Source organism: Vibrio nomapromontoriensis (assembly GCF_050337205.1).
GTDB lineage: Bacteria > Pseudomonadota > Gammaproteobacteria > Enterobacterales > Vibrionaceae > Vibrio > Vibrio nomapromontoriensis.
This window is the reverse complement of sequence record NZ_JAKJSS010000011.1, coordinates 240,821-253,093: the sequence shown is the minus strand read 5'-3', so window position 1 is coordinate 253,093 and position 12,273 is coordinate 240,821. Positions and strand designations below refer to the sequence as shown.

Below are 12,273 nucleotides of genomic sequence, written 5' to 3'. Positions count from 1 at the left end.
CAACGATAACGGTATTTAACTGTGGCAAAAACTATACAAGCAATACGAGGCATGAATGACTGCCTTCCTACACAATCTCCTCTTTGGCAAAAAGTAGAGAATACGGTTAAACAAGTTGTCAGTGCATACGGCTACAATGAAGTCCGCATGCCGATTGTTGAGATGACAAACTTATTCCGCCGTGCGATTGGTGAAGTCACCGACGTGGTAGAAAAAGAAATGTACACCTTTGAGGACCGTAATGGCGATAGCCTGACACTGCGCCCAGAAGGGACTGCTGGCTGTGTACGTGCAGGGATTGAAAATGGCTTGCTTTATAACCAAGAGCAGCGTTTATGGTACATGGGCCCCATGTTTCGTCATGAACGTCCACAGAAAGGTCGTTACCGTCAATTCCACCAATGTGGTGTAGAAGTTTTTGGTCTTGATGGCCCTGATGTCGATGCTGAATTGATCATGATGACAGCACGTCTATGGCGTGAGCTGGGTATTCATGAACATGTTCGTTTGGAGCTAAACTCCATCGGTTCACTTGAGGCTCGTGCCAACTATCGTACCGCTTTGATTGCGCATTTAGAGCAGCATATTGATGTGTTGGATGAAGACAGCAAACGTCGCATGCATACTAACCCTTTGCGCGTACTTGATAGCAAGAACCAAGATGTTCAAGCGATTTTAGTCGATGCACCGGAACTGGCGGACTACTTAGACGAGGAGTCTAAAGCACATTTCTCAGGTCTATGTGAACTGTTAGACGCAGCGAGTATTGCCTATACGGTAAACCAACGTTTGGTTCGTGGTTTAGATTACTACAATCGAACAGTATTTGAGTGGATTACTGATAGCTTAGGCGCGCAAGGCACGGTTTGTGGCGGTGGACGCTACGATGGTCTTGTAGAGCAACTTGGTGGCAAAGCAATGCCAGCAGTCGGCTTTGCTATGGGTCTAGAACGCCTTGTGCTTATGATGGAAACATTGGAGCTGACTGATGTACGTCGTAGTGTTGATGCGTACGTGGTGACGTCTGGTGAAGGAACCATGATCGCAGGCGTGAAATTGGCAGAGCAATTACGTGAAGCGATCCCAGGTATTCGCGTGATGAATCACTTTGGTGGTGGTAACTTTAAGAAACAATTTAAGCGAGCAGATAAAGTAGGTGCGGTCTACGCGCTTGTGCTTGGCGAAAATGAAGTGGCTGAGAACACGGTCGTGGTCAAAGATTTGCAAGGTGGCACGCAGGAAACTGTTGCGCTAAATGAGTTAACCGCTAAATTAGCAGATATTATTTAAGTCCTGTCTTGGTAACGAATAAGAGGTGGTTGAGTAACGACCTCTTTGTTAGACAGTGACGATATTATTTTTAAGAGGACAGGAAGTGGAACTCTACGATTCTGAAGAGCAACAAGTAGAAGCGATCAAAGATTGGTGGCAAGAAAATGGCAAAGCCGTTGTATTAGGTGTTGTCGTTGGTTTAGGTGGCTTGTTCGGTTGGCGTTTTTACCAAGATTCAGCGATTCAAGCTCAAGAAGCAGCGTCTGAACAATATACAAGCGTAGTAGAAGCAATTACTGCACAAGGCGTTGACGCCAGTGCTGAAGTTCAAAGCTTCATTGATACCAGCAAGGCGACAGAGTATTCAGTACTAGCAGCGCTGCAACTGGCAAAAGCTCAAGTTGAAGCAGGTGAGCTTGATCAAGCGTTAGTGCAACTTCAGTGGGCGCAAGCGAATACCAAAGATGCGGCAGTTTCTCCGTTAGTCACTTACCGTATTGCACGAATTATGGCTGAGCAAGAGAATATCGATGGTGCAAGAGCGGAACTAGACAAAATCACTGATGAAGCGTGGGCGGGTCGAGTGGCTGAGCTTCGTGGTGACATTGCTATAAACGCTGGTGAACGTGATGTTGCATACTCTGCTTATACGGAAGCGCAACAAGCGCAAGATGCTAGCCAAGCGCTGCAGATTAAACTGGATGATCTTGCCAAGTAAGGGCTAGCCGATGAATAGATTCGTTAAGAAGGTTCTACTTTCTATTTCGGTGCTGGGCGTACTGGCTGGTTGTTCGAGTGAGGAAGATACGGTCATCATGGCACCACTGCCAGTTGTAGACAGTGAATTTTCACCGGCAACCGAGTGGTCATCAAGTATTGGTAGTGGCATAGGGCAGTTCTTTTCCAAATTGTCGCCAGCGTATGCCTATGACAAATTGTTTGTTGCCAGTCGAGATGGCGTCGTAAAAGCGTACGATCCGGAAAGTGGTAACACATTGTGGCAAGTTGACCTTGAAGAGGATGACTCAGCTCGCTTGTCTGGTGGTATTGCAACGGCTTACCAAAAACTGTATATCGGTAGCGAAAACGGTGAAGTGATTGCTCTTGATGTCGAGAGTGGTGAGGTCGTATGGCGTGCTGAGGTTAATGGTGAAGTGCTGGCAAAACCAGTAGCCGATGCCAACCTAATCATAGTGCATACTAGCCAAGGATTATTAGTAGCACTTGAGCAAAGCAGTGGTGAAGAACGCTGGGCAATTAGTACTGATGTTCCAAACTTAACGCTTCGTGGCGATAGTGCGCCTGCGGCTATTTCTGGTGGCGTGTTCTGGGGAACGGCGAACGGACGTCTCGCAGCTGCTATCGTAGAGCGTGGTCAGTTAATTTGGCAACAACCAGTGGGAACTCCGAAAGGGGCGACTGAAATTGATCGCCTTGTAGACGTAGATGCATCGCCGATTATTCTTGGTGGTACGCTATATACGATTGGTTTTAACGGTCAACTCATCTCTATTGATTTACGCTCAGGTAACCCTATTTGGAAGCGTAACTACTCTTCAGCAACTGATATGGCAACGGATAGTCGTAATCTATATCTCATCACAGACAACGATCATATTGTTGCTGTAGATGCTCGAAGTGGCACTGAGCTATGGGAAAACAAGCTGTTAGAAAACCGTTTGTTGACTGCACCTGTGATTGTTGATGGTTTTGTCGTCGTCGGAGATAGCTTGGGTTATTTACACTGGTTAGATAGAGAAACGGGCTATTTTGTTTCTCAGCAAATGACGAATGAAAGCGGTTTGTCGGTCGGTCCAACCATGGTGCCGGGTGGCTACATCATCGTGAATCGTGATGGTGAAATAAAGAAACTGACGATCAAATAAAAAATCGTGATATAATTCACATAAGGCTCCTTGCTGATTTCAGTTAGGAGCCATTTTATTGCTGCGAAGCAAAAGGATCTTTTCGTACGCGGATAGATGGATAATGGTGTGGTTATAGGAAAGCTCGAATTTACCTATAACCACATAACAAGATAAGTATAGAGGTTATTATGGTACCTGTTGTTGCCCTAGTGGGACGCCCAAACGTAGGTAAGTCGACCCTGTTTAACAGGCTAACTCGCACTCGTGATGCGTTGGTTGCAGATTTTCCTGGACTGACTCGAGATCGTAAATATGGTCAGGCGAAGCTAGGTGAGCATGAATTCATTGTAATCGATACTGGTGGTATCGATGGCACTGAAGAAGGTGTTGAAACAAAAATGGCAGAGCAGTCATTAGCCGCAATCGATGAGGCGGATGTTGTGCTGTTTATGGTTGATGGCCGTGCTGGTCTAACGCCATCAGATGAAGCAATCGCTCAACATCTACGTAAGATTGAGAAACCAGCGATCTTAGTGGTTAACAAGGTTGATGGTATTGATGCTGATGTAGCTAGTGCTGAATTCTGGAAGCTTGGCGTTGATGACATGTATCAAATCGCGGCCGCTCACGGTCGTGGCGTATCCGTTCTGATTGACCGTGCGTTAAATCCTTTTGCTGAAGCTCTTGAAAAAGAAAATGGTGAGATTGAAGATCTGACTGATTTTGAAGATGAAGAAGAAGAGCAACTGGAATACACGGAAGAAGAAGCGGAGAAAGAGTTTCAGCGTCTGCAAGACCAGCCAATTAAATTAGCGATCATTGGTCGCCCTAATGTTGGTAAATCAACGTTGACCAACCGTATTCTTGGTGAAGAGCGTGTGGTCGTTTACGATATGCCAGGTACGACTCGTGACTCTATCTATATTCCAATGCAGCGTGATGAGCGCGAATATGTATTGATCGATACTGCGGGTGTTCGTCGTCGTCGTCGTATCAATGAGACTGTCGAAAAATTCTCTGTGGTGAAAACACTTAAAGCCGTAGAAGATGCCAACGTTGTATTATTGGTTATTGATGCGCGTGAAAATATCTCAGACCAAGATCTTAGTTTACTTGGCTTTGCATTGAATGCGGGACGTTCTATCGTTATCGCAGTCAATAAATGGGATGGCTTGGATAACGATGTTAAAGAGCATGTTAAAAAAGAACTCGACCGCCGCTTAGGTTTTGTTGATTTTGCTCGTATTCACTTCATTTCAGCATTGCACGGTACAGGTGTTGGTCACTTATTCGAATCGGTACAAGAAGCGTATAAGTCAGCGACGACACGTGTTGGTACTTCTGTACTTACTCGTATTATGAAGATGGCAACGGATGATCACCAACCACCAATGGTTCGTGGTCGACGCGTGAAGCTTAAATACGCGCATGCTGGTGGTTATAACCCACCCATCGTTATCGTTCATGGTAACCAAGTGAAAGAACTACCAGACTCTTACAAGCGCTTCTTGATGAATTACTATCGTCGTGCTTTAGAGATCATGGGAACGCCGATTAGGATTCAATTCCAAAACAGTGAAAACCCATTTGAAGGTAAATCGAACAAGATGACGTTGTCGCAAGAGCGAAAACACAAACGCTTAATGACCATGATGAAAGGTCGTACTAAGAAATAAAGCGTAAGAAAAAATAGAGACGCCCGCTGATTATCAGTGGGCGTTTTTTTAGTTTAGGGAAGCAGAAATATGATTACAGCAACGAAAACTTTTTTTTGCCATGAAGTGACTAAGCTTGAAAGTGTCGTCCAACTGCAGGTAGCAGGGCAAGCGTATACGGATGTAGTGGTTGAAAGTACGCCGTTTCATCCTGTTAGTCACATATGGCCCGATCATCCTGCTGATCGTGGTTGGATGACCATCGATGGCAATCGTATAGACGTGAGTGATTGTTTGGTTGGTGCAATAGAGTTAGCGACGAGTGAGCTTTATGTCGCTGAAGCGATACCCGTAAAGCGTGATACGGAAGGTTGGGTGTTTGTTGTGGTTCATCGCCTCTCTCAAAGGTTAGCGCTGACACAAGGACAAACCGTCACGTTAGAGGTCGATGCTGATTATCAAGCGAGCCTGAGTCGCGGGCATAGTGCTGGTCATATTGCTTCTTTAGCACTAAATAAAGTGTTGGCCGATAAATATTGGAGAAAAGTCGCGGATCGCATTGATGGGCTAGGGCACTATGATTTCAATAGCTACGCACAAGAACAAAGTGAGGTTCTTCCTGATAGGTGTGTGGATCTATATCGCTTGGGTAAAACATTAAAGAAACGTGGTTTGAATACGGCTGATGTACTTTCAGACATCGTAGAAATAGAGTCGGCCGTGAATACATTGCTAACGCAATGGTTATCTCAACCATCGCCGATTCAGATGCAATTAGAGGGCCCTTATCTGACCAGTTCTCGATATTGGCATTGGAATAAGTGTGACACACTTGTAGTTATGCCTTGTGGTGGCACGCATGTGACATCCACATCTTTAATTTCAAAGACACAAATTAAACTCGAAACAATAGAATCTACTTATATACGTATGCATACCTATGTAATCAACTGATGCTCAAAATGATCTTTTTATTAAATTCTGATTCGTGGTTTATTACGTGATGTGTTGTAGTTAATTAATCTGTGTGTAGTCCAAATGCAGGATATGTAACTTATGCTTTCGGTGTGTGGTTATATAAATGTTCTTTTTGTAGCAGATCGCTGATCAACATAGCTTTTGGGTAGGATCGAGATAAGATCGTGAAAAGCATCGCTAGGGTGTCGAGTGATAAGTGATACTTTTAATACCTATTTAGAGTAGTGTCGAAGGTAAAGAACGTCAAAGAATCGGCAAATTTACCTGACTGGATAAGAGAGGCGAGTTTGGGCGATAAAGCGCTAGGGCATCAAGATCAAAAAATCCTCGCACCAAAGCCATTAAGATCGTGCTGAGTGAAGCGTTCCCCAATTCACTGTAACTTTGTACTCATCATATTGATTCATTAAGGAGATGGCATGCAAGGCCAAGAAAATCCGTGTCCGAGTTGTCATTCAGCTCTTACTTGGGATGGGCAATATTACTGTTCATCATGTAGCAAGCATTTTAGAAAAGTGGCGTTTTGCCCAGATTGTTCTGCGGTGTTGGAAAAGCTACAGGCGTGTGGTTCTGCCAGCTACTTCTGCCATAGCTGTAACGAATTGAAGTCCAAATCAAGAGTACAGACTGAATTTCAATTGTTAGAAGAGTCTTAATAAGCAGATAAGCAGAGCCCAGTAATAGCGTTATTACTGGGCTCTACTTATGACCTAATTGATGTGGGCTCGTACTCGCAGGCTAACCCTTAGTGATAGCTGTGACCGTGGCCTCAATCGAGCCTTTATCGAGTTTAGCCGTTATTGTCTTACCCACTTCCACTTGCGCGGCAGATGTAATGACGCTGCCCTGCGAATCCTGCGTAATTGAATAGCCGCGTTTTAATGTTGCCAATGGACTTACCGTGTCTAACTTTTCTACACTGAGAGTATACTGATGGCGAAGCTGAACGAGCTGACGCTGCATAGCCTGCTTTAAACGTTGCTCACTTTGTTGTAATAAAAATTGCTGTTCACTTAGTTTTTTGACCGGAGAATTTAGTGCTAAGCGATGTTCTTTTGCTTTTAGGCGCATCGTTTCTTGTGACAAGCGTCGACGGATAGCAGCAGTTAATCGATATTCGGCTTCGTCGAGTCGCTGATGTTGTCGCTGAAGTTGATGCTTAGGGTGCAAGGCGTTTAAGGCTTGAATATTGTGTTGTAGCTGATGCTTTCGCTCAGCAAGGTACACTCTGAATATATTGTGCAGTTGCTGTACTTTTGTGGTTAGCGATTGCTTTTTATGTGATGTATCGTTACTGACTAGCTCTGCCGCGGCACTTGGGGTAGGAGCACGCACATCAGCAACATAGTCGGCGATGGTGACATCAATTTCATGACCTACCGCGCTAATGATCGGGATCTGACTTGCGGCAATGGTTCGTGCGACGATTTCGTGATTAAAGCACCATAGATCCTCTAAAGAGCCACCACCACGACCGACGATCAGTACGTCACATTCATTTCGACTATTCGCGCGTCCTATCGCTTGTGCGATTTCAATAGCGGCATGTTCACCTTGAACGGTTGTCGGGTAAACGACGACGGGCAAACTAGGATCACGGCGTTTGAGAACGTCTAATATATCGTAAAGTGCAGCACCAGTCTTAGAGGTAATGACTCCCACACGTTTAGGGTGGGCAGGAAGTGGGTGTTTTAATGACTGCGCAAAGAGCCCTTCTGCGGCCAACGACATCTTCAGCTTTTCAAACTCTTGCTGTAGACGACCATCTCCTTCTGGTTGCATCGACTCAATGATGAGCTGATAGTCACCACGTGGTTCGTATAACGATAAGCGCGCTTTAACTAATACTTGGTTACCATTGACGGGTTTAAACGAGACATGGCGATTACTGCCTTTAAACATCGCGCATTTAACTTGTGCGCGCGCGTCTTTAAGCGTGAGGTACCAATGGCCTGAAACCGGAGAGGAAAAGTTAGAAATTTCACCAACTAACCAGACAATACCCATTTCATTTTCAAGCAATAAGCGCACTTCTGCATTGAGGCGAGAAACAGTAAAAATGTTCTTATTTTTCACAGAGGAATTCGATACGGAACGTGGAGAAAGGGACACAGCTAATCTCTAAGACGTGAGTATGGAAATTAGCGACAACATAATACATATCAAGGCCTATAATGCAAATAAAAAATGGAAAAATGAGTAGCCAAGCGATTACGCGCAGCGTATAATCCCACCGCAATATCTAGCCCAAACCCCTTATTATGCGAAACGATAAGGGCGGGTTAATTCCTTAAACTCCTCTGTTGTGAGATATTGCAAATGCTAAGAATTGCCAAAGAAGCGCTGACGTTCGATGACGTTTTACTCGTTCCAGCACACTCCACCGTTCTCCCGAATACAGCCGATCTTCGCACTCGGTTGACCAAGAATATCAATCTTAATATTCCGATGATCTCTGCGTCTATGGACACAGTGACTGAAGCTCGCCTAGCCATTGCGCTAGCGCAAGAAGGTGGTATTGGTTTCGTTCATAAAAACATGTCTATCGAACAACAAGCTGAGCAAGTTCGTCTCGTTAAAATCTTTGAAGCAGGTGTCGTCACTAACCCTGTAACGGTTCGCCCTGAAGCAACCATTGCAGACGTTAAAGCGCTGACTGAGAAACATGGCTTTGCTGGTTTCCCTGTTGTAACAGAAACAAACGAGCTTGTTGGTATCATCACTGGTCGTGATGTTCGTTTTGTTACTGATTTAAGTAAGAAAGTTGAAGTTGTAATGACACCTAAAGCGCGCTTAGCCGCGATTAAAGAAGGTGCATCACGTGAAGACGTACAAGAAGAAATGCATCGTGCCCGTGTTGAGAAAGTCCTTGTTGTTAATGACGAGTTCCAACTAACCGGTATGATTACCGCAAAAGACTTCCATAAAGCTGAGCGTAAGCCTAACGCATGTAAAGATGCACAAGGTCGTTTACGCGTAGGTGCAGCTGTGGGCGCTGGCGCTGGTAACGAAGAGCGTGTTAAAGCACTAGTTGAGGCTGGTGTAGACGTATTGCTTATTGATTCTTCACACGGTCACTCTGAAGGTGTACTTCAACGCATCCGCGATACTCGTGCTCTTTATCCTGATCTAGAAATCATTGGCGGTAACGTGGCAACCGCTGCTGGTGCACAAGCATTAATTGATGCTGGTGTGAGTGCGGTTAAAGTGGGTATTGGCCCAGGTTCAATCTGTACGACTCGTATCGTTACTGGCGTAGGTGTACCACAAGTTACTGCGATTGCCGATGCGGCTTCTGTTGCCAACGAGCATGATATTCCAGTTATTGCTGATGGCGGCATTCGTTTCTCAGGTGATATCTGTAAAGCGATTGTGGCTGGCGCATCTTGCGTGATGGTTGGTTCTATGTTCGCTGGTACTGAAGAAGCACCAGGTGAAGTCATTCTTTATCAAGGCCGTTCTTACAAAGCCTACCGTGGTATGGGTTCTTTGGGCGCCATGTCTCAAGGTTCGTCTGACCGTTACTTCCAAACAGATAATGCCGCTGACAAGTTAGTTCCTGAAGGTATTGAAGGTCGTATCGCTTATAAAGGTCGCCTTAAAGAGATCGTTCATCAGCAAATGGGTGGTCTTCGTTCAAGCATGGGTCTTACAGGCTCTGCAACGATTGAAGATATGCGTACCAAAGCTGAATTTGTTCGCATTTCTGGTGCGGGCTTAAACGAATCTCATGTACACGATGTACAGATTACTAAAGAAGCACCGAACTACCGTTTAGGTTAATTCAACGTTGGTAAGAATAATTCTTACGTAAACGTTTGCTTTTTTCCTTGAAGCATAGATGTGAGGCGAGTAAACTCGCCTCCGTTTTCAACACTTAGCTTATAAGACTGCCTAAAATGACGAAAAATATTCATGACCAACGAATTCTAATCTTAGATTTCGGTTCTCAATATACTCAACTTGTTGCTCGCCGTATTCGTGAAATCGGTGTGTACTGTGAACTTTGGAGTTGGGATGTAGAAGAAGCGGACATCCGCGAATTCAATCCAGATGGTATTATTCTTTCTGGTGGCCCTGAAAGTGTGACTGAAGCGAACTCGCCACGTGCACCTCAATACGTGTTTGATTCAGGTGTGCCAGTTTTTGGTATTTGTTACGGCATGCAAACCATGGCTGAGCAGCTTGGTGGTAAAGTTGCAGGCTCTGATGAGCGTGAGTTTGGCTACGCTGCAGTTCAAGTAACTGGTGAGTCTGCTTTGTTTAAAGATCTTGAAAATACTCAAGATGTTTGGATGAGCCATGGTGATAAAGTTGTTGAAATCCCATCTGATTTTGTTAAAACCGCGCAAACAGACACATGTCCATATGCTGCGATGGCAAATGAAGATAAGAAATACTATGGTGTTCAATTTCACCCAGAAGTGACGCACACTAAAAATGGCCTAAAAATGTTGGAGAACTTTGTTCTTAACGTTTGTGGCTGTGAAGGGCTTTGGACTTCAGAATCTATTATTGAAGATGCTGTAGCTCGAATTAAAGAGCAAGTGGGCGATGATGAAGTTATTCTTGGCCTTTCTGGTGGGGTTGATTCATCAGTCGTAGCGATGCTAGCGCACCGCGCGATTGGTGATAAGCTGACATGTGTATTCGTTGATAATGGCCTACTTCGTTTAAACGAAGCGGATCAAGTGATGGAGATGTTTGGTGATAAGTTCGGACTGAACATTATTCATGTTGAAGCTGAGCAGCGCTTTTTAGCCGCTTTAGAAGGCGAGAACGACCCTGAAGCGAAGCGTAAGATCATTGGTCACGTATTCGTTGATATCTTTGATGAAGAATCTAAAAAGCTATCGAATGCGAAATGGTTGGCGCAAGGTACCATCTATCCAGATGTCATCGAATCAGCTGCATCTAAAACAGGTAAGGCACACGTGATCAAGTCTCACCATAACGTTGGCGGTTTGCCAGACGATATGGAAATGGGGCTAGTAGAACCGTTGCGTGAGCTGTTTAAAGATGAAGTTCGTAAGATTGGTCTTGAGCTAGGTCTCCCATACAACATGCTTTATCGTCACCCGTTCCCTGGTCCGGGTCTAGGTGTTCGTGTTCTTGGCGAAATTAAGAAAGAGTACTGTGACTTGCTACGTCGTGCCGATGCTATCTTTATCGAAGAGCTACACGCCGCAGATCTTTATAATAAAGTGTCTCAAGCCTTCACTGTATTCCTACCTGTGCGCTCTGTTGGTGTAATGGGCGATGGCCGTAAGTACGATTGGGTTGTGTCTTTACGTGCTGTAGAAACTATTGATTTCATGACAGCGCACTGGGCTCATCTTCCATACGACTTCTTAGGTAAGGTTTCTAACCGCATTATCAATGAAGTGAACGGTATTTCACGTGTGGTTTACGATATTTCGGGCAAACCACCTGCAACGATTGAATGGGAATAATCATTCAATATTGAAAAAACCGGCTGAGGCCGGTTTTTTTGTATCTAGGGCTCAGATATTTTTTTATGAATGGGGGGAGATTTAAAAGTGACCTGCATTTTAGTCTCTCACCTCTTTATCACTGAGTGAAAAAATGGCTGGCTTTCTGCATCTAATTATTGTGCAAAAGCAAACAATTAACTCAGGTTACGCGAGTTAATTCACAGCAATACAAGCAGAAATTCGAGTGTGCCAAATGATAACTGCAAATTATCAATCTAAGATTGCAGATAAGAGATCTGCTGCTTATCACAGAAATAGATTAAAATTTTCCTATAACTTTTGTCACTAAATTTGAAACAGGGCTCTTTTACATGTCGAACAAACTCGCAAACCCAGCGCCGCTTGGCCTAATGGGTTTTGGTATGACTACCATTCTTTTGAATATCCATAATGCTGGATTCTTTCCAATCGATTCAATGATCCTTGCGATGGGCATTTTTTATGGCGGTCTTAGCCAAGTTCTTGTTGGCATGATGTGCTTTAAACGTGGTGACACTTTTGGTACGACAGCATTTACGTCTTACGGTCTATTTTGGCTAACATTGGTTGGTCTTATCGTAATGCCATACATGGGGTTACCAGCAAGCCCTGCGAGCTTTATGGGTTGGTACTTGTTGTTATGGGGTATCTTTACTGGCTTCATGTTTATCGGCTCTTTGTGCTACCCAGTAGCTAAGCAAGTTGTATTTGGTTCTCTAACCATTTTGTTTTTCTTATTGGCAGCTCGTGATTTCACTGGTAGCGAACTCATCGGTACTATTGCTGGTTTTGAAGGTATCTTCTGTGGTGCAAGTGCTATCTACTTTGCTATGGCACAAGTCATCAACAATGAGTATGGCCGCACTGTAATGCCAATTGGTGAGAAAAAACCAACTGAGTCAGTAGCGTCTGTACAAGAAGCACCGACGCAAGAAATTGCGGCATAAATTCGAATTCATTCATTTCGGGAACGATGGATGATAAAAGGGGGTTGCGAATGCTACCCCCTTTTTCTTTTTAGTGTAG

Annotated in this window: 10 protein-coding genes; 9 read left to right on the top strand and 1 reads right to left on the bottom strand. The window is 44.5% G+C overall.

Annotated elements, in window-relative coordinates; translation table 11 throughout:
• Positions 1-21 precede the first annotated feature (21 nt).
• The 6 genes from hisS (at position 22) to L4D05_RS15770 (ending at position 6,429) form a co-directional block, all read left to right on the top strand.
• On the top strand, positions 22-1,290 hold the full coding sequence (gene hisS, locus L4D05_RS15795; protein WP_428794581.1) for a histidine--tRNA ligase: 1,269 nt from the start codon (positions 22-24) through the stop codon (positions 1,288-1,290).
• Between the two features lie 85 nt (positions 1,291-1,375).
• The gene (locus L4D05_RS15790) at positions 1,376-1,990 is read left to right on the top strand and encodes a YfgM family protein (RefSeq protein WP_428794580.1); all 615 of its coding nucleotides are present in this window, start codon (positions 1,376-1,378) and stop codon (positions 1,988-1,990) included.
• Between the two features lie 10 nt (positions 1,991-2,000).
• Positions 2,001-3,158: an outer membrane protein assembly factor BamB gene (bamB, locus tag L4D05_RS15785; protein WP_428794579.1), complete on the top strand. Its 1,158-nt coding sequence runs from the start codon at positions 2,001-2,003 to the stop codon at positions 3,156-3,158.
• Between the two features lie 170 nt (positions 3,159-3,328).
• The gene (gene der / locus L4D05_RS15780) at positions 3,329-4,816 is read left to right on the top strand and encodes a ribosome biogenesis GTPase Der (RefSeq protein WP_265676070.1); all 1,488 of its coding nucleotides are present in this window, start codon (positions 3,329-3,331) and stop codon (positions 4,814-4,816) included.
• A 69-nt stretch (positions 4,817-4,885) separates the two neighbouring features.
• Positions 4,886-5,749: an alanyl-tRNA editing protein gene (locus L4D05_RS15775; protein WP_428794578.1), complete on the top strand. Its 864-nt coding sequence runs from the start codon at positions 4,886-4,888 to the stop codon at positions 5,747-5,749.
• Positions 5,750-6,192: 443 nt separating this feature from the next.
• Positions 6,193-6,429, top strand: a complete 237-nt coding sequence (locus L4D05_RS15770; protein ID WP_428752724.1) for a zinc ribbon domain-containing protein — start codon at positions 6,193-6,195, stop codon at positions 6,427-6,429.
• An 82-nt stretch (positions 6,430-6,511) separates the two neighbouring features.
• On the opposite strand, the gene xseA is transcribed toward L4D05_RS15770, so the two are convergent.
• Positions 6,512-7,849 carry an exodeoxyribonuclease VII large subunit gene (gene xseA, locus L4D05_RS15765; RefSeq protein ID WP_428794577.1) on the bottom strand — a complete coding sequence of 446 codons (1,338 nt, stop codon included), beginning with the start codon at positions 7,847-7,849 and terminating at the stop codon, positions 6,512-6,514.
• 243 nt (positions 7,850-8,092) lie between these two features.
• On the opposite strand from xseA, the gene guaB reads away from it, so the two are divergent.
• The 3 genes from guaB (at position 8,093) to L4D05_RS15750 (ending at position 12,194) form a co-directional block, all read left to right on the top strand.
• On the top strand, positions 8,093-9,556 hold the full coding sequence (guaB, locus tag L4D05_RS15760; protein WP_428752721.1) for an IMP dehydrogenase: 1,464 nt from the start codon (positions 8,093-8,095) through the stop codon (positions 9,554-9,556).
• A gap of 116 nt (positions 9,557-9,672) precedes the next feature.
• Positions 9,673-11,226, top strand: a complete 1,554-nt coding sequence (guaA, locus tag L4D05_RS15755) for a glutamine-hydrolyzing GMP synthase (protein WP_428752720.1) — start codon at positions 9,673-9,675, stop codon at positions 11,224-11,226.
• A 314-nt stretch (positions 11,227-11,540) separates the two neighbouring features.
• Positions 11,541-12,194, top strand: coding sequence for an acetate uptake transporter (locus L4D05_RS15750; protein WP_428794598.1), 654 nt, complete (start codon positions 11,541-11,543; stop codon positions 12,192-12,194).
• Positions 12,195-12,273 lie beyond the last annotated feature (79 nt).